Source organism: Pseudomonas sp. FH1 (assembly GCF_000510895.2).
Classification (GTDB): domain Bacteria; phylum Pseudomonadota; class Gammaproteobacteria; order Pseudomonadales; family Pseudomonadaceae; genus Aquipseudomonas; species Aquipseudomonas azotoformans_A.
Genome location: NZ_AOHM01000064.1, coordinates 89528 through 113090, shown reverse-complemented (window position 1 = coordinate 113090; position 23563 = coordinate 89528). Strand labels below are relative to the sequence as shown.

Below are 23563 nucleotides of genomic sequence, written 5' to 3'. Positions count from 1 at the left end.
TTGAGGGCTGGCCCATGGCTACAATCGGCCGTATCGGGCTGTGCAGTTACCCAGATCATGCCCGCCTTTTATGACAGACATTGAGGTCACCCGTGGAGCAAGAAGCCTGGCAGGTATTGATAGTCGAAGACGACCAGCGATTGGCCGAATTGACCCGTGAGTATCTGGAGAGCAACGGCCTGCGGGTGTCCGTGGAAGGCGATGGCGCCCTGGCCGCGGCGCGCATCATCGACGAACAGCCTGACCTGGTGATCCTCGACCTGATGCTGCCCGGTGAAGACGGCTTGAGCATCTGCCGCAAGGTGCGCGAGCGCTATGACGGCGTGATCCTGATGCTCACCGCACGCACCGATGACATGGACCAGGTGCTAGGCCTGGACATGGGCGCCGACGACTACGTGTGCAAGCCCGTGCGCCCGCGCCTGTTGCTGGCTCGTATCCAGGCCTTGCTGCGGCGCAGCGAACCGGCGGAACCGGCGGCAGTGGAGAACCAGCGTCGCCTGCAATTCGGCCCCTTGGTGGTGGACAACGCATTGCGCGAAGCCTGGCTGCATAATGAGGGTATCGAGCTGACCAGTGCCGAATTCGACCTGCTGTGGCTGCTGGTGGCCAATGCCGGGCGCATTTTGTCCCGCGAAGAAATCTTCATCGCCCTGCGCGGTATCGGTTACGACGGCCAGGACCGCTCCATCGACGTGCGTATCTCACGCATTCGCCCCAAGATAGGTGACGACCCGATCCATCCGCGCCTGATCAAGACCATTCGCAGCAAGGGCTACCTGTTCGTCCCTGAAGCTGCTGCCGACATGCCGCTGTGAACTCGATCTTCCTGCGCATCTACGGCGGCATGTGCGCGGCGCTGATCCTGGTCGCACTGCTCGGCGTGCTGGCCCTGCACCTGCTCAATGAAGTGCGCAGCGGCCAATACCGCGAGCGCCTGGCCCACGGCACCTTCGCCTTGATGGGCGACAACCTGCAACCCATGAGCCCCATCGAACGCCAGCGCGCCTTGGCCGTGTGGGAGCGCTTGCTCGGCATTCCCTTGGAGCTGCGCCCCCTGGCCGATGCGCAGCTGGACTTGAGCCAGCGCAATCGCCTACAACGCGGCCAGGTGCTGGTGGAGCAGACCGGGCCTCATGCCGCGCGGGTGCTGCGCTTGGTCAGTGATCAGTCGCAACTGGTGCTTACGGGCGAAGTGCAGCAGATCAGCGAACAGCTGGCGCGCGCGACTATCTACCTGCTCGCCGACGAACTGGTGCGCTTCCCGGTGGCTGAACAGCCGCAACGCCTGGCGGATATAAAAGACGCCAAGGGATTTGGCTTCGACATGCACCTGATGACCCTCGACCAGGCCGACATGGACGAAGACCAGCGCCGCCGCGTCTCGGAAGGCGACACAGTGATGGCCTTGGGCAAGGGCGGCGATTCGATCCGCGTGTTCGCTGGCATGGTCGGCACGCCATGGGTGCTGGAACTGGGGCCTTTGTATCAGATGAACCCTTACCCGCCGCAATGGCTGATCTTGATCGCGTTGATCGGCCTGACCCTGATCGGTTTGATCGTCTATCTATTGGTGCGTCAGCTTGAGCGTCGGCTGCGCGGCCTGGAAGCCGCCGCCACCCGCATCGCCAAGGGCAACCTGGAAGTGCGTGTGCCGGCCCGTGGCGCTGACTCGGTGGGGCGTCTGGCCGCGGCATTCAATGGCATGGCCGAGCACTTGCAGCAGTTGCTGGCGATCCAGCGTGAGCTGGTACGCGCGGTGTCCCACGAACTGCGCACACCGGTGGCACGCTTGCGGTTCGGCCTGGAGATGGTCGGTGATGCCACTACGGCCGAGGCGCGGCGTAAATACTTGGAAGGCATGGACAGCGATATCCAGGACCTCGATGGCCTGGTCGATGAAATGCTCACGTATGCGCGGTTGGAGCAAGGCTCGCCGGAGCTGAATTTCCAGCGGGTCGACCTCGATGCGCTGCTCGATCAGGTGATAGGCGAATTATCGCCACTGCGTCCGCAGGTTAGGGTGAGCAGGGGCATTTGCCTGTCTTCGGCGCATTGGGATGATGCGTGGGTGGATGCCGAGCCACGTTACCTGCACCGTGCGCTGCAGAATCTGGTGAGCAATGCCATGCGCCATGCCCAGGGCCAGGTGTTGATCAGTTATCAGGTGGGTCAGGTGCGTTGCCGCATCGACGTGGAGGATGACGGCCCCGGTGTACCTGAGAGTGCCTGGGAGCGCATCTTCACGCCATTCTTGCGCCTGGACGACAGCCGCACCCGTGCCTCCGGCGGGCATGGGCTGGGGCTGTCGATCGTGCGGCGGATCATCTATTGGCACGGCGGACGGGCGCTGATTGGCAAGAGCAATAACCTGGGTGGGGCGTGTTTCAGCCTGAGTTGGCCGAGGGATCAGGAGAAAACCTAAGCCTTGATGGCCACCAGGCTCAACAGTTGCCCATCGTTCACCGAAAACTGCGCTGTCAGCTCTTTGCCATGGCACCACTCGCTGGACAGATCCGTCAGCAACCGCAGTCGCAATTGGCCCGAATCCGACCACTCCAGCATTTCGGCATGCTCAAAATAGAAGCGCTTCTGCACAATCGGGTAGAGCGCCTTGAACAGGCTCTCCTTGACCGAAAATGTCAATGTCACCAATTGTGCGATCTGCTCTCGCGGTAGCGTTGCCATACGTTGCAGTTCATCGGGCGTGAGGATTTCCCCAGCCAGCCGCTCCGCCCGTTCCAGGCTCAGCACGTTCTCCAAGTCCATCCCCAGCCCATGCCATTGCGCCTTGTGCGCGACAATCGCCGCCGCATGCCCGGTGCTGTGGGTGATGGAGCCACAGATATGCGCAGGCCACACCGGCGCGCGGTCTTCACCGATCGCCGGGATATAGTTGAGGTGATCGAGTTGTTGCAGGGCCGCGCGGGCACACACTCGACCGGCCAGGAATTCGGCCTGGCGCTTGGCCACCGAGCGCTGGATGCTGGCCGGTGGCGGTACGGCGCTACGTTGGAAATCGCCGGCCGTTAATAAGGCAGGGTCAAAGCGCGTGCTGAGAAACACCGTGCCTGGCAAGGGTTCGGGCAGCGGCCAATGGGCGTCGAGTGGGGTGCAGCAAGCGGGTAGGGAATTCATGGGCGGTATTTTGCCGAGTTGATGGGCAACAGGATAGCCCGCTGCGGTTCAGCTGAGGTTCAGAGGCTGTTCAGGGGGAGTTCAGGGGCGCCTGCGTAGTCTGGAACTCACACAAGGGCAGCAGCCAAACGCGTAGAGGTAACACCATGACCGTGATCAAACAGCTGATGTTGGCGTTAACCATGCTCAGTGCCACTGCCGGAGCCCAGGCAGGCGATCGTGCCTTTGCTGCGTTCGGCGGTGAGAAAACCAAGAAATCCAGCACTTTGATCCAGCGTGTCAGTTTCGAAGAGTCTGCCAGCCAACCCACGCCCTGGGGCCAATCCCTGGGCCTGGCAACCCCGCAGCCGGCCTATCGCGCCGGCTATGAACACCTGACCGGCCAGTTCAATGGCATTAAACTGCGCCCGCAAGACTTGCAGGGCCGCTATGATATCCCTCTGTCGGACAGTTGATTTGCTTTGGAGAGCCTTATGAAATTGCTGGTGGTGGAAGATGAGGCGCTGCTGCGTCATCACCTGTTGACCCGCCTGACCGACAGCGGGCATGTGGTCGAGGCCGTGGCCAATGCCGAAGAGGCCCTGTACCAGACCGGCCAGTTCAACCATGACCTGGCGATCATCGACCTGGGCCTGCCCGGCATGGGCGGCCTGGACCTGATCCGCCAACTGCGCACCCAGGCCAAGACCTTCCCGATCCTGATCCTCACCGCCCGTGGCAACTGGCAGGACAAGGTCGAAGGCCTGGCGGCCGGTGCCGACGACTACGTGGTCAAGCCGTTCCAGTTCGAAGAGCTGGAGGCGCGGATGAACGCGTTGTTGCGCCGCTCCAGTGGCTTTACCCAGTCGACGATTGTCGCAGGCCCGCTGCTGCTGGACCTCAACCGCAAGCAGGCGTCCCTCGACGAACAGCCCCTGGCGCTGACGGCCTACGAATACCGAATCCTTGAGTACCTGATGCGTCACCACCAGCAAGTGGTGGCCAAGGACCGCTTGATGGAACAGCTCTATCCCGATGACGACGAGCGCGATCCGAATGTCATCGAAGTGCTGGTCGGCCGCCTGCGTCGTAAGCTGGAAGGCCCGGCCGGGTTCAAGCCAATCGACACGGTGCGTGGCCTGGGCTACCTGTTCAATGAGCGCTGCCGTTGATTCGCTCGCTACGCGTGCGCTTGATGCTGGCGGCCGCGACCCTGGCCGTGCTGTTCATGCTGGGCTTGTTGCCGGCCATGCAAGGGGCGTTCAGCCTGGCGTTGCAGGATTCCATCGAGCAGCGCCTGGCCTCGGACGTCACCACGCTGATCTCTGCCGCGCGGGTCGAAAACAACCGCCTGCTGATGCCAGCGCAGTTGCCGGACGAACGCTTCAATCTCACTGACAGCCGCCTGCTCGGCTATATCTACGACCGTGAAGGCCACTTGGTGTGGCGTTCGCGGGCGACCAAGGAAGAAAATATCAACTACAAACCGCGCTACGACGGGCGCGGCAATGAATTTGCGCGGATTCGCGAGGCCAACGGTCAGGAGTTCTTTGTTTATGACGTGGAGGTCAGGCTGCTCGGCGGCAAGAGCGCGGCCTTCAGTATTGTCGCCCTGCAACCGGTGCGCGAATACCAACTGACCCTCGAAGGCCTGCGCGAAAACCTCTACCTGGGCTTCGGTGCGGCCTTGCTGGTGCTGCTGACCTTGCTCTGGCTGGGCCTGACCTGGGGGTTGCAGGCGCTGCGACGGCTGAGCCAGGAACTCGACCAGATCGAAGGCGGCACCCGCGAGAGCCTGTCCGAACAACACCCTCGCGAACTGCTGCGCCTTACCGGCTCCCTCAACCGCTTGCTGCACAGCGAGCGTGAGCAACGGGCGCGTTACCGCGATTCCCTCGACGACCTGGCCCACAGCCTGAAAACCCCGCTCGCCGTACTGCAAGGTGTGAGCGAAGACATGGCCCAGCGCCCGGAAGACCGCGACCAGGCCTGGGTGCTGCAAACGCAGATCGAGCGCATGAGCCAGCAGATCAGCTACCAGTTGCAACGTGCCAGCCTGCGTAAAAGTGGCTTGGTGCGGCACCAGGTGCGCTTGGAGCCGGTGCTGCAAAGCCTGTGCGATACGCTGGACAAGGTTTACCGCGACAAGCGTGTCACCGTGTCCTTTGAACTGCCGGAAGAGTGCGACGTGCCGATCGAGAAGGGCGCCTTGCTGGAGTTGCTCGGCAACCTGCTGGAAAACGCCTACCGCCTGTGTTTGGGCGAAGTGCGCATCAGCTTCGTGGAAAACCTCGAAGGCAGTGAGCTGTGTATTGAAGATGATGGCCCCGGTGTGCCGCCGGATCAGCGGGCAAGGATTTTGCAGCGGGGCGAGCGGCTTGATCGCCAGCATCCGGGGCAAGGTATTGGGTTGGCGGTGGTCAAGGACATCATTGAAAGCTATGGCGCGCGGCTGACCTTGGGTGATTCGCCGTTGGGCGGCGCTGCGTTCAAGATTCACTTCCCCGCCGTTTGATCGGTTTTTGTGGTGAGCCCGCTCACCACAGAGATAACTTTTTCCTCTAGCTCTCTTGGGCCCGATAAGCCCCCGGCGTCAGCCCCGTCCACTTCTTGAACGCCCGATGAAACGCCGACGGTTCGGAAAACCCGAGCTGCTCGGCAATCTCCTGCAATGACAAATCCGCCCGGCCCAGATGATAGATGGCGATGTCCCGCCGCAGCTCATCCTTGAGTGCCTGAAAGCTGGTGCCTTCTTCGCGCAAATGCCTGCGCAGGGTCTGCGGGCTGATGTGCAGGTGTTGGGCCACGGCTTCCAGGTCCGGCCAGGGCGTGCGGTCGCGGCTGAGCAGGCGGCGAAGTTGGCTGCTCAAGCTGTCGCCTTCGTCCGGCCGAGAGAGCAAGTCGGCGGGGGAGCGTTCCAGGAAGTGCTTGAGTGTGCGTTCGTCCTGCAACAACGGCAGGCTCAGGTAGCGCGCGGGAAACACCAGGCTGCTGTTCGGTGCACCGAACACCTGGGCGCAGGGAAACAGCAGGTCATATTCGCTGGCGTGTGCAGGCATGGGGTAACTGAAAGTGGCTTGATGCAGCCGGATACGTTGGCCGATCAGCCAACTGCCCAAGCGATGCCAGATCACTAGCAGGCACTCACTCAAGAAATGATCCGGGTCCCACAACTGCGAGTCGTCCAGGCTCAAGCGGGCCATTTCGCCTTCGCGTGTCAGCTGCCAGCGCGGGCCTTGCGGGAATAGGCTATAAAATAATAAGCCGCGTTCCAGAGCCTTCTCCAGGGTGCGGCAGTGGATCAGCGCGTGGCACATCATGGCAAAGGTGCCGCGTTTACTCGGGCCGTCGGCGAATCCCAGGTATTCGTCGTCCAGTGCCAGCCAGAGCATTTGCAGCAGGCGGGTGAACTGCTCCGGGGCGATGCGGGCGCGGGGTTCGGTCAGCAACTCCGGGGTGATGGCTACCTGTTGCAGCAGGCCCGAGCAGTCATAGCCGGCCCGACGCGCCCCGCCCAGGGCGGCCCTGGCGTAATGACTGGCGATGGTACGTTCACGCATGCGAAGGCCTCGTCCTTGGAGTGGCGATGGTAGCCATCCCCGGAGGGGGTCACAAGGCGGATATCCGCCAAATTGTAGGACGGGATTGGTTGAGTGGGCGGAAATCCGCCACCTGCTTTGGCGCTTGGGAGGGTGCCTGAAAACCTCCAGCCCTGATGTCTAAAGGCCTCTAAGGTTTTTCAGCAAAGTGGCACGGCGTTTGCGATAAGGATTACAGCGCAGGCCTGGTCTTACAGATCTCGCAAACAACAAATCCCTCCAGTGCAGGAGGGTTCGCAATTCAAGTGTCGTGGGCAACGGCGGATATTTGCCACACGGGACGATTGAGGAACTTTGCAATGACGACTCGTCAGCCAATCTACAAATCCCTGTACTTCCAGGTGATCGTTGCAATCGTAATCGGTATTTTGCTCGGTCACTTCTACCCGCAGACCGGTGTGGCCCTCAAGCCGCTGGGTGACGGGTTCATCAAACTGATCAAAATGGTCATCGCCCCGATCATCTTCTGCACCGTTGTCAGCGGCATCGCTGGCATGCAAAGCATGAAATCGGTCGGCAAAACCGGCGGCTACGCGCTGCTGTACTTCGAAATCGTTTCGACTATCGCACTGCTGATCGGCCTGATCGTGGTCAACGTTGTGCAGCCGGGCGCCGGCATGCACATCGACGTAGCGACCCTGGATGCCTCCAAAGTGGCGGCCTACGTCACTGCCGGTAAAGACCAGAGCATCGTCGGCTTTATCCTCAACGTGATCCCTAACACCATCGTCGGCGCCTTCGCCAACGGCGACATCCTGCAAGTGCTGATGTTCTCGGTGATCTTCGGTTTTGCCCTGCATCGCCTGGGTGCCTACGGCAAGCCTGTCCTGGACTTCATCGATCGCTTCGCCCACGTGATGTTCAACATCATCAACATGATCATGAAGCTCGCGCCAATCGGTGCCCTGGGCGCCATGGCGTTCACCATCGGTGCCTATGGCGTAGGTTCGCTGGTGCAGCTTGGCCAGTTGATGATCTGCTTCTACATCACGTGCATCCTGTTCGTACTGATAGTGCTGGGCGGTATCTGCCGCGCTCACGGTTTCAGCGTGATCAAACTGATCCGCTACATCCGTGAAGAGCTGTTGATCGTACTGGGTACTTCCTCCTCGGAATCCGCACTGCCACGCATGCTGATCAAGATGGAGCGTCTGGGCGCGAAGAAATCCGTAGTAGGCCTGGTGATTCCAACCGGCTACTCGTTCAACCTCGACGGTACTTCGATCTACCTGACCATGGCTGCCGTGTTCATCGCCCAGGCGACTGACACCCACATGGACATCACCCACCAGATCACCCTGCTGCTGGTGCTGCTGCTGTCCTCCAAAGGCGCTGCAGGCGTGACCGGTTCGGGCTTCATCGTACTGGCTGCGACCTTGTCGGCTGTAGGCCACCTGCCGGTTGCCGGCCTGGCGCTGATCCTGGGTATCGACCGCTTCATGTCCGAAGCCCGCGCGCTGACCAACCTGGTAGGTAACGCCGTTGCCACCATCGTTGTGGCCAAGTGGGTCAAGGAACTGGATACCGACAAGCTGCAAAGCGAGCTGGCGTCCGGCGGTACCGGTATCTCGGAAACCCGCGAAATCGATGACCTGGGCGTGGCCGAAGGCCCTGCACCTGTCGTCAAGTAAGCCGCTGCTGGCGTGACCTGACGCCACAGCAACCCACAAACGCCCCGACTGGTTCGGGGCGTTTGCGTTTCTGGCGCATTACTTTGGCGGCTTTTGTTTTACAGTAAGTGAATCGGTTGTGACGCTTGCAGGAGGTTATGTGGACAGTGTTGATTTGAATGTCCTGCGCAGCGTGCTCGAATGGCGCCGCGCCGGGCAGCGAGTGGTGTTGTACAGCGTGGTCCAGACCTGGGGCAGCGCACCACGGCCGCCGGGAGCCATGCTGGCGTTGCGTGGCGACGGTGTGGTGATCGGTTCGGTGTCGGGCGGTTGCATCGAGGATGACTTGATTGCACGCCTGCAGGATGGTCGCTTGCCCGAAGACGGGCCACCGGTGCAGTTGGTCACCTATGGCGTTACCCGCGATGAAGCCGCGCGTTTTGGCCTGCCATGTGGTGGCACCCTGCGCCTGACCGAGGAGCGCGTGGACGAGTGGGCGTGGGTAGCCGACTTGCTGGCGCGATGTGAAGATCATCAGATCGTCGCACGTGAGCTGGAACTGACCAGTGGCAAAGTCACCCTGAGCGACGCGAGCAAGACTGATGTCGTGACCTTCGACGGCGAACGCTTGCGCGCCATCTACGGCCCGCGCTGGCGCCTGCTGCTGATCGGCGCCGGCCAACTGTCACGTTATGTGGCGGAAATGGCGCGTTTGCTGGATTTCGAAGTGTTGATCTGCGACCCCCGCGACGAGTTCGTCTACGGCTGGGAAGAACAGCACGGTCGCTTTGTGCCGGGCATGCCCGATGAGGCGGTGCTGAACATCCAGACCGATGAGCGTACGGCCATCGTCTGCCTCACCCATGACCCGCGTCTGGATGATATGGCGTTGCTCACGGCACTGAATTCCTCGGCGTTCTACATTGGCGCCCTGGGTTCGCGGGTCAACACCCAGAAACGCCGGGAAAACCTGGCAGCGCTTGGCTTATCCGCCGAGGCGATTGCGCGCCTGCACGGGCCGATTGGCTTGCATATCGGCAGCCACACGCCGGCCGAAATCGCGTTGTCGTTGATGGCGGAAATTGTCGCGATCAAGAACGGTGTAGCGCCGATGCAGAAGAAGCCGTTGCCGGCGGTCGCAGAGTGACCGTCACGGCGATTGTGCTGGCGGCAGGGCAGGGCAGTCGTTTCCGCGCTGAAGCCGGGGCGGACCAGGATAAGTTGTTGGCGGATTGCGTTGGCCTGGACGGCGTGGTGCGGCCGGTGATCGAGCAGGTGCTGGTGAACTTGCCTGAGCGCGTCGTGAGGCGTTGGGTGGTGACGTCACCTGATCGTGCGGATGTCATTCGGTTGGCCGAAGCCTTTGGTTGTGACGTCCTGCTGCTGCGTTCGGCTGGCATGGGCGACAGTATTGCAGCGGCGGTGGCGGCCAGTGGCCCGGCAGATGGCTGGCTGGTGCTGCTGGGGGACATGCCGTTTATCCGGTCGTCGAGTATTGAGCGCGTAATCGATGGGCTGGAGGCGGGCGGTATCAGCGTGCCGTTGCAGGATGGGCGCTACGGGCATCCCGTGGCGTTTGGCCAGGCATTGGGGCCTGGGCTGATGGCCTTGACGGGTGATCGTGGCGCCAAGCCGTTGTTTGCTCAGGCGACGGTGCGGGAGGTGCCAGTCGATGACCCCGGTGTTTTATGGGATGTGGATGTGCCTGCGTTGTTGCGCTACTCCTGACCGAGCACACATAAAAAAGCCCCGCCTGATCACTCAGGCGGGGCTTTTTAGTGGCTGCTCGAATCAGGCGAGAGGTTTGCTCTCGTGTTCTGCTTCCCGTGCCGCGGCAGCAGCTGCTGCGGCTTCAGCTTCCTTGCGACGACGACGCACTTCACGTGGGTCGTTCGGTGCACGGCCGTTTTCAGTCAGGGCGCTGACCGGTGCGGCTTCAACCACTGGCGCTGCCACTTCGGCAACGACCGGTGCTTCAACCACGGGCGCAGGTTCAACGACCGGAGCAGGCTCAACCACTGGGGCTGGCTCGGTAACCACGACTTCGGCAACCGGTGCCGGCGCTTCTTCTACCACTGGGGCAGGTTCTGGCGCTTCAACCGGAGCGGCTGGCTCGGCAGTCCATTGGAAGGCGGTCTGTTCTTCACGAACTTCACGAACTTCACGAGCTTCTGGAGCGGCTTCGACAACCGGTGCTTCGACAATCGCTTCAACCACTGGCTCAGGCTCAACGACCGCCACTTCAACTTCTGGTTGGGCTTCAGGTGCCTGGGCAACTTCCACTTCCGGAACAGCCGGTGCTTCGATTGGGGTAGTGGCTTCGACAACCGGTGTCTCTACAACTGGCGCTTCAACTGCTGGTGCTTCAACAACCGGCGCTTCAACCACTGGGGCCTCGGCAGCAGGTGCTTCAACCACTACGGTTTCTTCGACAGCAGCAGTAGCGCGTTCAGCCTGCTCGTGAGCCTGGGCTTCAGCAGGAGCGCTGATGACCGAGCTGGCAACAGCAGCGGTAACGGCCAGGCCGGCAGCCAGTTCGGCGCCAGTCGGTTCGCCGGTCGCGGCTTCTGCGTTTTCGCCGGTCTCTTCCGAGCCTTCGATCACGTTGCCGTTGGCATCACGTTGACGCTCACGACGGTTGCTGCGACGACGCTGGCCACGGGAGCGGCGGCGTGGACGATCGCCTTCGGCGCCTTCCTGACCGTCTTCCTGCAGTTGCTCTTCACCGGTCAGCACTTCTTCTTCGCTGGCGGCAGCGGCTTGTTCGGCACGCGGTTGACGCTCTTCACGCGGGGCGCGAGGTTGGCGCTCTTCACGTGGCGCACGCTCTTCACGCGGCTGGCGAGCTGGGCGCTCTTCGGTAGCAGCGGCGGCACCGGCTACGGCAGCAGGGGCTGCGTCCAGCGGCTCACGCAGTTCACGCACACGTTCTTCACGCTCGCCACGTGGCTTGCGGTCTTCACGTGGGGCACGCGGAGTACGTGGTGCGCGCTCTTCGCGTGGTGCACGTTCTACGGTCGGGGTTTCTTCACGGGCTTCGCGAGGGGCACGCTCTTCACGTGGAGCGCGTTCTTCACGCGGTGCACGTTCTTCGCGCGGCTTGCGCTCTTCGTCACGGCGACCGTTGCGGTTACGGCTCTGTTGGCGACCGTTGCGACGCTCTTCGTTGCGCGCAGGGCGCTCGGAGGCCGGTTTCTCAACCACGACCGGAGCCACTGGCTCTTCCTTGGTGGCGAACAGGCTGACCAGCGACTTCACCAGGCCTTTGAACAGGCTTGGCTCAGGCAGGGCGGCCGGCGCGGCAACTGGTGCTGCAGCTTCAGCTGGAACCGGTGCATTGGCGCGAGCTGGAGCGGTCTTGACTGCAGCTTCCTGGCGAACCAGGGTGCGGGTCGCGGCGGCTGGCTGGACTTCTTCCACTTCGGCAGCGGCAGCGGCGATTTCGTAGCTGGACTGGCCGCTGTGGGCTTCCGGGCTGTCGTCACGCAGGCGTTGCACTTCGAAGTGCGGGGTTTCGAGGTGATCGTTCGGCAGGATGACGATACGGGCACGGGTGCGCAGTTCGATCTTGGTGATCGAGTTGCGTTTTTCGTTGAGCAGGAAGGCTGCAACCGGGATCGGCACTTGCGCGCGGACTTCGGCGGTGCGGTCTTTCAGGGCTTCTTCTTCGATCAGGCGCAGGATCGCCAGGGACAGCGATTCAACGTCACGGATGATCCCGGTGCCGTTGCAACGCGGGCAGACGATGCCGCTGCTCTCGCCCAGGGATGGACGCAGGCGCTGACGGGACATTTCCAGCAGGCCGAAGCGCGAGATGCGACCGACCTGTACGCGGGCACGGTCAGCTTCCAGGCATTCGCGGACTTTTTCTTCCACGGCGCGCTGGTTCTTGGCGGGGGTCATGTCGATGAAGTCGATCACGATCAGGCCGCCGATGTCACGCAGGCGCAGCTGGCGGGCGATTTCTTCAGCCGCTTCCAGGTTGGTCTGCAGGGCGGTTTCTTCGATGTCGCTGCCTTTGGTCGCACGCGCCGAGTTGATGTCGATGGACACCAGGGCTTCGGTCGGGTCGATCACGATGGAGCCACCGGAAGGCAGTTCGACGACGCGCTGGAAGGCGGTCTCGATCTGGCTTTCGATCTGGAAACGGTTGAACAGCGGAACGCTGTCTTCGTACAGCTTGATCTTGCTGGCGTACTGCGGCATCACCTGGCGGATGAAGGTCAGGGCTTCGTCCTGGGCTTCAACGCTGTCGATCAGCACTTCGCCGATGTCCTGGCGCAGGTAATCGCGGATGGCGCGGATGATCACGTTGCTTTCCTGGTAGATCAGGAACGGCGCGGAACGATCCAGGGACGCTTCTTTGATAGCGGTCCACAGCTGCAGCAGGTAGTCGAGGTCCCACTGCATTTCTTCGCTGCTGCGGCCCAGGCCGGCAGTGCGAACGATCAGGCCCATGTCGGCCGGTGCGATCAGGCCGTTCAGCGCTTCACGCAGTTCGTTGCGCTCTTCGCCTTCGATGCGACGGGAAATGCCGCCGGCACGTGGGTTGTTAGGCATCAGGACCAGGTAACGGCCAGCCAGGCTGATGAACGTGGTCAGGGCTGCGCCCTTGTTGCCACGTTCTTCTTTTTCGACCTGGACGATGACTTCCTGGCCTTCGCTCAGGACGTCCTTGATGTTCACGCGGCCTTCAGGGGCTTTCTTGAAGTATTCGCGGGAGATTTCCTTGAGGGGCAGGAAGCCGTGGCGCTCGGAGCCGAAATCGACAAAGGCAGCCTCAAGGCTTGGTTCGATGCGAGTAATACGGCCTTTATAGATGTTGGCCTTCTTTTGCTCGCGTGCACCGGATTCGATGTCCAGGTCGTAGAGGCGTTGGCCATCTACCAGTGCAACACGCAACTCTTCGGGTTGAGTTGCGTTAATCAGCATTCTTTTCATGTTGTACCGTCGGTTTCCGGGCTGCCGGAAACGGCGTTCGGCACACACGACTTCTCACGGTCGGTGTCAGGTGCGTCAAGAGTGGTTGGCCACTCCAGTGTCCAGCAAAAACCAGCCAATTGGGCCGGTATCGCGACGGACGCGTCCTGCTTGTTAGCGGTGGTGACAAAGGCACCACTTCAACAAAAGCTAAGGTCAGGAGGAGGAATCAACCGGCGACTGTGGACGAGATGAAGCGTCTAAATATAAGCCTAGTGCTACACGGTCCGACGGTTGTGCATCTCCACCCTACACGTATCCCTGATAATTCGGGTGCTGCCGCGCGCAGAATCCGCAGCGGGTTGGCATTTACCGTGTTCTCCAATGGGGAGTCCACGCTCATGGCTAAACAAGACTAGGTGTGGGCGGTTGCGCTCTCACTCAGCTCTTAACAGGCGTTGTTTCCGAAGCATTCGCCGTGGTCTGGTCCAAGACTGACTGCACTTTGTGAACTGGCCGTAAATATCGGCGCAGAACGCGAGTATTCACTCTGCTTTCTGCACTCGCTTCAGGCCTCATGTCACCTGCGCTTGTTACAATCTTGAGCCTTCCAGGGTGGCGAAAGCCCCGTAGGACGGCCTCGCGTCCTGATGAATTGCGATGGTCAGGGCCGGCAGTTTGCCGCAAGTCCTCTGTCCAGGCCGCTTTTGGCGGCGTTCGCGACTATAGCAGCAATGATTAAGTGCTTCAATTCCATAAAAAATTGTTATCATCGCCGCCATGACGACTACCGCCCCCCAGACCCCCAGCGTCCAGCTGCTCGAGGTCTCGCCGGAATATGCCGGCCAACGCATCGACAATTTTCTCCTGGCCAGGCTCAAAGGCGTGCCCAAGACCTTGATTTACCGCATCTTGCGTAAAGGTGAAGTGCGGGTGAACAAGGGTCGGATCAAGCCCGAGTACAAGTTGCAGGCGGGCGATATCGTCCGTGTGCCGCCGGTTCGCGTGCCCGAGCGTGACGAGCCTGTGCCCTTGGCCCAGGGTTTGTTGCAACGCCTGGAAGCCTCGATTGTCTTCGAAGACAACAAGCTGATCGTGATCAACAAGCCTTGCGGCATTGCGGTTCACGGCGGCAGTGGCCTGAATTTCGGCGTGATCGAAGCCTTTCGTCAGTTGCGTCCGGACGCCAAGGAGCTGGAATTGGTCCATCGCCTGGACCGCGACACCTCCGGCCTGCTGATGATCGCCAAGAAACGCAGCATGTTGCGCCACCTGCACACCGCCCTGCGTGGCGATGGCGTGGACAAGCGCTACATGGCGCTGGTGCGCGGCAACTGGGCCAGTTCCATCAAAAGCGTCCGCGCGCCGTTGCAGAAGAGCAACTTGCGCTCCGGCGAGCGCATGGTGGAAGTGGACGAGGAGGGCAAAGAAGCCCTGACCCTGTTCAAGGTGCTGCGTCGCTTCGGTGACTTCGCCACCATGGTCGAGGCCAAGCCTGTGACCGGGCGTACCCATCAGATTCGCGTGCACACCTTGCACGCCGGCCATTGCATTGCTGGTGATACCAAGTACGGCGACGAGGATTTCTCCAAGGAAATCCGCGACCTGGGCGGCAAGCGCCTGTTCCTGCACGCCTACATGCTCACGGTGCCACTGCCTGATGGTGGCGAGTTGAAGCTGCAGGCGCCGGTCGATGAGATGTGGGCCAAGACCGTGGAGCGTTTGAGTGTCGCACCTTGATTACAAACTGCTGATTTTCGATTGGGACGGCACCCTGGCCAACTCCATTGGCCGGATTGTCGAGTCGATGCACGCGGCGTCGACCCGCTCGGGCTATGCGCTGTGCACTGATCACGCGGTCAAAGGCATCATCGGCCTGGGCCTGCCTGAGGCGATTCGTACCCTATACCCCGAGATCAGTGACGCCGAACTGGTCACCTTTCGTGATCACTATGCGGACCACTACATCGCCCTGGAGGCCACGCCTTCGCCGTTGTTCGACGGTGTGGTGCAGTCACTGGATGCGTTTCGCGCCGAGGGTTATCACCTGGCGGTCGCCACCGGCAAGGCGCGTCGCGGGCTGGATCGGGTGCTCAAGGCTCACGGTTGGGAAGATTATTTCGATATCACCCGCGCCGCCGATGAAACTGCCAGTAAGCCTCACCCTCTGATGCTGGAGCAGATCCTGGCTCATTGCGGCGTGTCGCCACGCCAGGCCTTGATGGTGGGTGATGCTTCCTTCGATCTGATGATGGCGCGCAATGCGGGCATGGACAGTGTGGCAGTCAGCTATGGCGCCCAGGCTGCCGAGGCCTTGCAGCAATACGAGCCGCGTCTGACGATCGATCATTTTTCCGAATTGCAGGCCTGGCTCAGCCGGGCTCAATAAGTCTTTGCTGGGGTTGATGGCATGAGTGACGAGTGGAAGGCGCCCGAAAAGGCTGAAAACAGCGACGACAAAAGCTGGAAGCTGCTGGAGAAAACCCTCCTGGCCAGCGTCCAGGAACAACGCCGTGCACGGCGCTGGGGGATTTTCTTCAAGCTGCTGACGTTCGTCTGGCTTATCGCCATGCTCGCATTGTTCAGCCCGCTGATGGACATGGAAAAAAGCGCAACCCGTGGTGCCAACTACACCGCCCTGATCGAAGTGCGCGGGGTGATTGCCGACAAGGAGTCCGCCAGCGCCGACAACATCGTCAGCAGCCTGCGTGCCGCGTTTGAAGACCCCAAGGTCAAGGGCGTGATCCTGCGCATCAACAGCCCAGGCGGCAGCCCGGTGCAGTCCGGTTACGTGTATGACGAGATTCGCCGCCTGCGTGGCCTGCATCCGGATACCAAGCTGTATGCGGTGATTTCTGACCTGGGGGCTTCGGGTGCCTATTACATTGCCAGTGCTGCCGACCAGATCTACGCCGACAAGGCCAGTCTGGTGGGTTCCATCGGTGTGACGGCAGCCGGCTACGGCTTTGTCGGCACCATGGAGAAGCTCGGTGTAGAGCGTCGCACCTACACGTCGGGCGAGCACAAGTCGTTCCTGGATCCGTTCCAGCCGCAGAAGGCTGACGAAACCCAGTTCTGGCAGGGCGTGCTCGACACCACGCATCGTCAGTTCATCGCCAGCGTGAAGCAGGGGCGCGGCGATCGTCTGAAGGATAAAGACCATCCGGAGTTGTTCTCCGGCCTGGTGTGGTCGGGCGAACAAGCGTTGCCGCTGGGCCTGATCGATGGCCTGGGCAGTGCCAGTTCGGTGGCGCGGGATGTGATTGGCGAGAAAGAGTTGGTGGACTTCACCGTCGAAGAGTCGCCATTTGACCGGTTCTCCAAGCGGCTGGGTGCCAGCGTGGCAGAGAAGCTGGCGTTGTATATGGGCTTCCAGGGCCCGACGCTGCGCTGACAGTCCAAGGTCAAAAAGAACCGGCCCTTGCGGCCGGTTTTTTGTAGGTCAGGGGATCTGTACGCCTTCGGCCAGCAGCATATCCACCAGTCGGATCAGTGGCAGGCCTACCAGGCTCGTCGCATCCGGCCCGTCTGTGCTCTGGAACAGGCTCACGCCCAACCCTTCGGCCTTGAAACTGCCCGCACAGTCATACGGCTGCTCAATCCGCAGGTAACGCTCGATGCGTTCCGCGTCCAGTTCCCGCATGTGCACGGTAAAAGATACGCAGTCGACCTGGCACTGACCGGTTTTGCTGTTGAGCAGCGCAAGGCCAGTCAGGAAGCTCACACGCTTGCCACTGGCCGCCAGCAGTTGTTCGCGAGCGTTTTCGAAGGTGTGGGGTTTGCCGATGATCCGGCCATCGAGCGCCGCGACCTGGTCGGAGCCTATAATCAGGTGCCCTGGATGGCTGGCGGCGAGGGCGCGGGCTTTCTGTTCGGCCAGGCGCTTGACCAGTTCCACGGCGGACTCATTTTCACGGTGGCTTTCGTCGATATCGGGTGAGCTGCAGATGAACGGCAGGTGCAGGCGGCTCAGCAATTCCCGGCGATAAACCGAGCTGGATGCGAGTAATAAAGGCAGCATGGGCGTCTCCTCAGGGCAGCCGGGGATTCTAGCGGGGCGACCGGCTGACGCACAGGGCTGAATTTCCTTTGACATGGCTGGGTGCATCCCTATAATGCTGCGCCTATGTTGAATGACCCGATTCCACCTCACGTTGACCCGCGCAAATTGGCTGATCGTGGCACTTCCCTTCAAGGTGAATTGCTGCTGGCCGATTTGGAGAGACTCTGCGACCCGCTTTCCGACACTGTCGGTACGGTGCAGGCCAAATTCGTTTTTGAACGAGATGAACGTAAGTCTGTGGTAATCCACAGCTTTATCGACACCGAAGTCAAAATGGTTTGCCAGCGTTGTCTTGAGCTGGTCACCCTGCCGATTCACAGCGAGTGCAGTTATGCTGTGGTGAAGGAGGGTGCGAATACCCAGTCGTTGCCGAAAGGTTATGACGTGCTGGAACTGGGCGAAGATCCATTGGATCTGCATGCACTGATCGAGGAGGAGCTTCTGCTCGCCTTGCCCATTGTGCCTGCTCATCATCCGGAAGAATGCCAGCAGCCGGAGGGGCTCGATGACGAGCCCGAACCGAGCGAGGACGAGGTAACGCGGTCCAACCCGTTCAGTGTATTGGCGCAGTTAAAGCGTGACCCAAACGTTTAGGAGTTAATCAATTATGGCTGTTCAGCAGAACAAAAAATCCCGCTCTGCCCGTGACATGCGTCGTTCGCACGATGCCCTGACGGCGAGCACTCTGTCTGTAGAAAAAACCACCGGTGAAATTCACCTGCGTCACCACGTATCGCCAGAAGGCGTATACCGTGGTCGTAAAGTGATCGACAAGGGCGCTGACGAGTAATCACTTGTCTGCTCTAGTCATCGCGATAGACGCAATGGGCGGGGACTTCGGTCCCCGCAGCATTGTTCAGGCCTGCATTGCCAGCCTGTCTGCTACACCCTCGCTGCACCTGACCCTTGTCGGTCAACCCTCCCTACTTGAAGAACTGATTGCCAGCCATCCGGCGGTGGATCGCGCGCGCCTGACGATTACGCCAGCGAGCGAAACCATCACCATGGATGAAAAGCCAGCGGCGGCTTTGCGTGGCAAGCCCGACTCTTCGATGCGGGTGGCGCTGGAGCTGCTGCGTGATGGCAAGGTGCAAGCCTGTGTCAGCGCCGGCAATACCGGGGCCCTTATGGCGTTGTCGCGGTTTGTGCTCAAGACCTTGCCCGGTATTGATCGGCCGGCGATGGTCGCGGCGATTCCGACGCAGAAAGGCTACTGCCAACTGCTGGACCTGGGCGCGAACGTCGATTGCAGTGCCGAGCACCTGTTCCAGTTTGCCGTGATGGGCTCGGTGGCCGCCGAAGCGCTGGGTGTTGCCCGGCCACGGGTGGCCTTGCTGAATATCGGTACCGAAGACATCAAGGGTAACCAGCAGGTCAAGCTGGCCGCCACTTTGCTGCAAGGCGCGCGTGGCTTGAACTACATCGGTTTTGTCGAGGGTGACGGTTTGTACCGTGGCGAAGCTGATGTAGTGGTGTGCGACGGGTTTGTCGGAAATATCCTGCTTAAATCCAGCGAAGGCTTGGCGATCATGATCGCCACGCGTATCGAGGCGTTGTTCAAGCAGAACCTGGCGTCGCGTCTGGTTGGCGCCCTGGCGTTGCCGTTGATGCGTCGACTGCAGGTCGACCTTGCCCCGGCGCGGCATAACGGTGCGAGTTTCCTGGGGTTGCAGGGCATTGTGGTGAAAAGCCATGGCTCGGCGGGTGTGGAAGGCTTTCAAAGTGCGATTGCGCGGGCCCTGATCGAGATCCAGGAAAACCTGCCGCAACGCTTGCACGGCCGTCTTGAGGACCTGTTGCCTTAGGCGAATCGGCCCGAGAGTGCTTAAATGTGACCGGCCAGTTCAATTGACCATCCAATCTGTCAGTTTCGTGCGCTCCCACCGTAGGAGTGCGCATTTTTGACGACCAGATCATTAGGGGCTTGTTACATGTCTACATCCCTCGCATTCGTCTTTCCAGGGCAGGGTTCGCAGTCCCTCGGCATGTTGGCCGAGCTGGGCGCGCAATACCCGCTGGTCCTGGACACCTTTAAAGAGGCTTCCGACGCCCTCGGTTACGACCTGTGGGCACTGACCCAGCAAGGGCCGGAAGAGCAGCTCAATCAAACCGATAAGACCCAGCCGGCCATCCTGACCGCTTCGATCGCCCTGTGGCGCTTGTGGCTGGCGGAAGGCGGCACGCGTCCGGCATTCGTCGCCGGTCACAGCCTGGGCGAATACAGCGCCCTGGTTGCCGCGGGCAGCCTGACCCTCGGTGAGGCGGTCAAGCTGGTCGAGCGCCGTGGCCGACTGATGCAAGAAGCCGTTCCGGCCGGGCAGGGCGGCATGGCCGCTATCCTGGGCCTGGATGACGCCGTGGTGATCGAAGCCTGCGCCGAAGCGGCCCAGGGCGAAGTGGTCAGCGCCGTGAACTTCAACTCGCCTGGCCAGGTGGTAATCGCCGGTGCCAAGGCTGCGGTCGAGCGTGCTATCGAAGGCTGCAAAGCCCGTGGCGCCAAGCGTGCGCTGCCATTGCCGGTGAGCGTGCCGTCGCACTGCGAGCTGATGCGTCCGGCGGCCGAGCGGTTTGCCGAGTCCATCGCTGCCATCAACTGGCAGGCGCCGCAGATTCCGCTGGTACAGAACGTCAGCGCCGCCGTGGCTGCCGACCTCGACACCCTCAAGCGCGACCTGCTGGAACAACTCTACAAGCCCGTACGCTGGGTTGAATCGGTCCAGACCCTGGCGGCCAACGGCGCCACCGAGCTGGTCGAGTGCGGTCCGGGCAAAGTCCTGGCCGGCCTGAACAAGCGCTGCGCCGACGGCGTGTCGACTGCCAACCTCAATACCCCGGATGCCTTCGCTGCCGCTCGCGCGGCACTGGCCTAATCCCCGAACTAAGGAGAAGCCTGCATGAGTCTGCAAGGTAAAGTTGCACTGGTTACCGGCGCAAGCCGTGGCATTGGCCAGGCGATCGCCCTGGAACTGGGCCGTCAGGGCGCCGTTGTGATCGGTACCGCCACTTCCGCTTCGGGCGCCGAGCGTATCGCCGCGACCCTGAAGGAAAACGGCGTGCAAGGTACTGGCCTTGAGCTGAACGTGACCAGTGATGAGTCCGTGGCTGCTGTACTGGCCGAGATCACCGCACAGTTCGGTGCGCCGGCGATTCTGGTGAACAACGCCGGTATCACCCGCGACAACCTGATGATGCGCATGAAAGACGACGAGTGGTACGACGTGGTCGACACCAACTTGAACAGTCTGTTTCGCCTGTCCAAGGGCGTTTTGCGCGGCATGACCAAGGCGCGTTGGGGCCGAATTATCAATATTGGCTCCGTAGTGGGTGCCATGGGCAACGCAGGCCAAGTAAACTACGCCTCCGCCAAAGCCGGTCTGGAAGGTTTCAGCCGTGCATTGGCACGTGAAGTCGGCTCGCGGTCGATTACGGTCAACTCGGTTGCCCCAGGGTTCATCGACACCGATATGACCCGTGAGCTGCCGGAAGCACAGCGTGAAGCCTTGCTGACGCAGATTCCGCTGGGCCGTCTGGGCCAGGCCCAAGAGATCGCGAATGTGGTCACTTTCCTGGCATCCGACGGTGCGGCATACGTGACTGGGGCTACAATCCCGGTGAACGGCGGGATGTACATGAGTTAAATTGTGACGGATCGCTTCAAAAAAATGTCATACGAGCTGTCTAAAATCCGTTATAAAGCTGCAACTTAATTTATAGGCAGGTGGCCGACCGGGTACAGGGTGAAGCTTTCAGTTGAAAAGCTGAAAAGGCTTTCTATACACTTACCCACTGGCCAGCTGCCTGAATTTGTCCATTAGGAGTTAAACAAGGTATGAGCACCATCGAAGAGCGCGTCAAGAAAATCGTCGCCGAGCAACTGGGCGTTAAAGAAGAAGAAGTGGTCAACACTGCTTCCTTCGTAGAAGACCTGGGTGCCGATTCCCTTGACACCGTTGAGCTGGTGATGGCTCTGGAAGAGGAATTCGAGACCGAAATCCCGGACGAAGAAGCTGAAAAAATCACTACTGTTCAAGCTGCTATCGACTACGTTACTAGCCACCAGGCGTAATAGTTTGTAGTCGTCGCTTGCTGTCAGGGAAAAACCGCACTGCTGTAACGGCGTGCGGTTTTTTCTTTAGCCCTGATGAAAAACAAGCGCTGAAGCAAAAGTGTCGTCATTAGAAAAAGGAGAGTGCTGTGTCGCGTAGACGCGTCGTAGTCACCGGTATGGGTATGTTGTCGCCACTGGGCACGGATGTGCCGAGCAGTTGGCAGGGCATTCTGGCTGGCCACAGTGGTATTGGTCTGATCGAACACACGGACCTTTCTGCCTATTCCACCCGTTTTGGCGGCTCGGTAAAGGGTTTCAATGTCGAGGAATACCTCTCGGTCAAAGAATCTCGCAAACTCGACCTGTTCATTCAATACGGCCTGGCAGCCGGTTTTCAGGCAGTGCGTAACGCCGGCCTGGAAGTCACCGACGCCAACCGTGACCGCATCGGCGTGGCCATGGGTTCGGGTATTGGCGGTTTGACCAATATCGAAGAAACCAGCCGCACGTTGCACGATTCCGGCCCCCGTCGAATTTCACCGTTCTTCGTTCCGGGTTCGATCATCAACATGATTTCCGGTTTCCTGTCGATCCACTTGGGCGCACAGGGGCCTAACTACGCCATCGCCACGGCGTGCACCACCGGTACGCACTGCATTGGCATGGCGGCGCGCAACATCGCCTATGACGAAGCCGACGTGATGATCGCCGGCGGCGCCGAAATGGCGGCCTGCGGCCTCGGCATGGGCGGCTTCGGTGCGTCCCGTGCGCTGTCGACCCGTAACGACGAACCCACCCGCGCCAGCCGTCCATGGGACAAAGGCCGTGACGGTTTCGTACTGTCCGACGGTGCCGGTGCCCTGGTGCTGGAAGAGTTGGAACACGCCAAGGCGCGTGGCGCCACCATCTACGCCGAGCTGATCGGTTTCGGCATGAGCGGCGATGCGTACCACATGACATCGCCACCGTCCGACGGTGCCGGTGCTGCGCGCTGCATCACCAATGCCCTGCGCGATGCGAAGGTCAATGCGGACCAGGTGCAGTACATCAACGCCCACGGCACGTCGACCCCGACTGGCGATTTGGCGGAAGCCGAAGCCATCAAGTCAGTGTTCGGCGCACACGCCTACAACCTGGCGGTCAGCTCCACCAAGTCCATGACCGGCCACTTGTTGGGTGCGGCGGGCGCGGTCGAAGCGATCTTCAGCGTCATGGCCATTAAGGACCAGGTCGCTCCGCCGACCATCAACCTGGATGAGCCGGACGAAGGCTGCGACCTGAACTTCGTGCCTCACGAAGCGCAACCGATGCCGATCGACGTGGTGATCTCCAACTCGTTCGGTTTTGGTGGCACCAACGGTTCCCTGGTGTTCCGCCGGTTCGCCGAGTGATGCACAGCTGGGTCGACGGTCAGCCAGCGGACAGCGTGCCCCTGAAAGATCGCGGCCTGGCGTACGGTGATGGGCTGTTCGAGACCATCGCCGTCAGGGCCGGGCAGCCGGTGCTGCTCGACCGTCACCTGCAACGCCTCGCTGAGGGTTGCAGGCGTCTCGCCTTGGTTGCGGACCCCGTGGTGATCCGCAGCGAAGTGCTGGCCTATGCCGCCGCCCTCGGCGACGGTGTCCTCAAGTTGATCCTCACCCGTGGCGACAGCCTGCGCGGTTATGGCATCAACCCTGGCGCGCCGGCGCGCCGTATCTTGCAGGGCAACCCGCCCGCTACCTATCCCCACGCCCATGCAGTCGACGGTATCCGTCTGTTTGCGTGTGCGACGCGCTTGGCCGAGCAGCCGTTGCTGGCCGGTCTCAAGCACCTCAATCGCCTGGAGCAGGTGATCGCCCGCGCCGAATGGCAAGACGCCGAGCACGCTGAAGGCTTGATGCTGGATGTGTCCGGGCGTGTCATTGAGGGTGTATTCAGCAACCTGTTCCTGGTGCGCAACGGCTTGTTACTAACCGCTGATCTGACCCGATGCGGCGTTGCCGGCGTGATGCGCGCCGAGATTCTGGCCCAGGCAGATGGCCTGGGCCTCCCGGTGGCCGTGGCCGACATCGATCTTGAGCAGTTGCAGCAGGCCGACGAAGTCTTCGTGTGCAACAGCGTTTATGGCATTTGGCCGGTGCGCGGTTGCGCTGGGATGAGCTGGCCGGTTGGGCCGCTCACCCGTAAACTGCAGGGCATTGTTCGCGCGCTATTGGAAATTTGA

23 protein-coding genes are annotated in these 23563 nt (G+C 61.1%); 19 read left to right on the top strand and 4 right to left on the bottom strand.

Going from position 1 to position 23563, the window contains the following annotated elements; all coding sequences use genetic code 11:
* The first annotated feature begins 92 nt into the window (after positions 1-92).
* A complete protein-coding gene (locus H096_RS20920; RefSeq protein ID WP_033901282.1) occupies positions 93-818 on the top strand; it encodes a response regulator in 726 nt (241 codons plus the stop codon).
* Positions 815-2425 carry an ATP-binding protein gene (locus H096_RS20915; protein WP_033901281.1) on the top strand — a complete coding sequence of 537 codons (1611 nt, stop codon included), beginning with the start codon at positions 815-817 and terminating at the stop codon, positions 2423-2425. The genes H096_RS20920 and H096_RS20915 overlap by 4 nt, the downstream gene beginning before the upstream one ends.
* On the opposite strand, the gene H096_RS20910 is transcribed toward H096_RS20915, so the two are convergent.
* Positions 2422-3138 carry a 4'-phosphopantetheinyl transferase superfamily protein gene (locus H096_RS20910; RefSeq protein ID WP_033901280.1) on the bottom strand — a complete coding sequence of 239 codons (717 nt, stop codon included), beginning with the start codon at positions 3136-3138 and terminating at the stop codon, positions 2422-2424. The two genes, H096_RS20915 and H096_RS20910, sit on opposite strands and share 4 nt — an antisense overlap.
* 146 nt (positions 3139-3284) lie before the next feature.
* Here H096_RS20910 and H096_RS20905 point away from each other — a divergent pair, with 146 nt between their 5' ends.
* From H096_RS20905 to H096_RS20895, 3 genes are read left to right on the top strand one after another with little or no spacing between them, the layout of a single operon-like run.
* Positions 3285-3593, top strand: coding sequence for a hypothetical protein (locus tag H096_RS20905; protein WP_016979766.1), 309 nt, complete (start codon positions 3285-3287; stop codon positions 3591-3593).
* An 18-nt stretch (positions 3594-3611) separates the two neighbouring features.
* On the top strand, positions 3612-4289 hold the full coding sequence (locus H096_RS20900) for a response regulator transcription factor (RefSeq protein ID WP_016973689.1): 678 nt from the start codon (positions 3612-3614) through the stop codon (positions 4287-4289).
* On the top strand, positions 4286-5632 hold the full coding sequence (locus tag H096_RS20895; protein ID WP_033901279.1) for an ATP-binding protein: 1347 nt from the start codon (positions 4286-4288) through the stop codon (positions 5630-5632). The genes H096_RS20900 and H096_RS20895 overlap by 4 nt, the downstream gene beginning before the upstream one ends.
* A 46-nt stretch (positions 5633-5678) precedes the next feature.
* Here the strand turns inward: H096_RS20895 and H096_RS20890 are convergent, their stop codons facing one another.
* Positions 5679-6677 (bottom strand): AraC family transcriptional regulator, encoded by a 999-nt coding sequence (locus H096_RS20890; RefSeq protein ID WP_033901278.1) that lies wholly within the window; start codon positions 6675-6677, stop codon positions 5679-5681.
* A gap of 338 nt (positions 6678-7015) precedes the next feature.
* Between H096_RS20890 and H096_RS20885 the strand changes: the two genes are divergently transcribed.
* The 3 genes from H096_RS20885 to H096_RS20875 all read left to right on the top strand — a co-directional run bounded on the left by H096_RS20885 (position 7016) and on the right by H096_RS20875 (position 10054).
* Positions 7016-8347, top strand: coding sequence for a dicarboxylate/amino acid:cation symporter (locus H096_RS20885; protein ID WP_033901277.1), 1332 nt, complete (start codon positions 7016-7018; stop codon positions 8345-8347).
* Positions 8348-8486: 139 nt separating this feature from the next.
* Positions 8487-9473: an XdhC family protein gene (locus tag H096_RS20880; protein ID WP_033901276.1), complete on the top strand. Its 987-nt coding sequence runs from the start codon at positions 8487-8489 to the stop codon at positions 9471-9473.
* Entirely contained in the window at positions 9470-10054 is a 585-nt protein-coding gene (locus tag H096_RS20875) for a nucleotidyltransferase family protein (protein ID WP_033901275.1), read from the top strand. The genes H096_RS20880 and H096_RS20875 overlap by 4 nt, the downstream gene beginning before the upstream one ends.
* A gap of 63 nt (positions 10055-10117) precedes the next feature.
* On the opposite strand, the gene rne is transcribed toward H096_RS20875, so the two are convergent.
* Positions 10118-13258: a ribonuclease E gene (gene rne / locus H096_RS20870; protein WP_191983018.1), complete on the bottom strand. Its 3141-nt coding sequence runs from the start codon at positions 13256-13258 to the stop codon at positions 10118-10120.
* A 768-nt stretch (positions 13259-14026) separates the two neighbouring features.
* Between rne and rluC the strand changes: the two genes are divergently transcribed.
* From rluC to H096_RS20855, 3 genes are read left to right on the top strand one after another with little or no spacing between them, the layout of a single operon-like run.
* A complete protein-coding gene (gene rluC, locus H096_RS20865; RefSeq protein WP_033901273.1) occupies positions 14027-14986 on the top strand; it encodes a 23S rRNA pseudouridine(955/2504/2580) synthase RluC in 960 nt (319 codons plus the stop codon).
* On the top strand, positions 14973-15635 hold the full coding sequence (locus H096_RS20860) for an HAD-IA family hydrolase (protein ID WP_033901272.1): 663 nt from the start codon (positions 14973-14975) through the stop codon (positions 15633-15635). The genes rluC and H096_RS20860 overlap by 14 nt, the downstream gene beginning before the upstream one ends.
* 21 nt (positions 15636-15656) lie before the next feature.
* On the top strand, positions 15657-16640 hold the full coding sequence (locus tag H096_RS20855) for a S49 family peptidase (protein WP_033901271.1): 984 nt from the start codon (positions 15657-15659) through the stop codon (positions 16638-16640).
* Between the two features lie 48 nt (positions 16641-16688).
* Here the strand turns inward: H096_RS20855 and H096_RS20850 are convergent, their stop codons facing one another.
* Positions 16689-17267: a nucleoside triphosphate pyrophosphatase gene (locus tag H096_RS20850; RefSeq protein ID WP_033901270.1), complete on the bottom strand. Its 579-nt coding sequence runs from the start codon at positions 17265-17267 to the stop codon at positions 16689-16691.
* Between the two features lie 105 nt (positions 17268-17372).
* Here H096_RS20850 and H096_RS20845 point away from each other — a divergent pair, with 105 nt between their 5' ends.
* The 8 genes from H096_RS20845 to pabC all read left to right on the top strand — a co-directional run bounded on the left by H096_RS20845 (position 17373) and on the right by pabC (position 23563).
* The gene (locus H096_RS20845) at positions 17373-17903 is read left to right on the top strand and encodes a YceD family protein (RefSeq protein ID WP_017737760.1); all 531 of its coding nucleotides are present in this window, start codon (positions 17373-17375) and stop codon (positions 17901-17903) included.
* Positions 17904-17916: 13 nt separating this feature from the next.
* On the top strand, positions 17917-18099 hold the full coding sequence (rpmF, locus tag H096_RS20840; protein WP_008152339.1) for a 50S ribosomal protein L32: 183 nt from the start codon (positions 17917-17919) through the stop codon (positions 18097-18099).
* A 4-nt stretch (positions 18100-18103) separates the two neighbouring features.
* Positions 18104-19114, top strand: coding sequence for a phosphate acyltransferase PlsX (gene plsX / locus H096_RS20835; RefSeq protein WP_082461687.1), 1011 nt, complete (start codon positions 18104-18106; stop codon positions 19112-19114).
* Between the two features lie 126 nt (positions 19115-19240).
* Entirely contained in the window at positions 19241-20179 is a 939-nt protein-coding gene (fabD, locus tag H096_RS20830) for an ACP S-malonyltransferase (protein WP_033901268.1), read from the top strand.
* A gap of 24 nt (positions 20180-20203) precedes the next feature.
* Entirely contained in the window at positions 20204-20947 is a 744-nt protein-coding gene (fabG, locus tag H096_RS20825; protein ID WP_005790544.1) for a 3-oxoacyl-ACP reductase FabG, read from the top strand.
* A gap of 191 nt (positions 20948-21138) precedes the next feature.
* On the top strand, positions 21139-21375 hold the full coding sequence (gene acpP / locus H096_RS20820) for an acyl carrier protein (RefSeq protein ID WP_003175607.1): 237 nt from the start codon (positions 21139-21141) through the stop codon (positions 21373-21375).
* A 128-nt stretch (positions 21376-21503) separates the two neighbouring features.
* A complete protein-coding gene (fabF, locus tag H096_RS20815) occupies positions 21504-22748 on the top strand; it encodes a beta-ketoacyl-ACP synthase II (protein WP_016979749.1) in 1245 nt (414 codons plus the stop codon).
* Positions 22748-23563, top strand: coding sequence for an aminodeoxychorismate lyase (pabC, locus tag H096_RS20810; protein WP_033901267.1), 816 nt, complete (start codon positions 22748-22750; stop codon positions 23561-23563). Before fabF ends, pabC begins: the two co-directional genes overlap by 1 nt.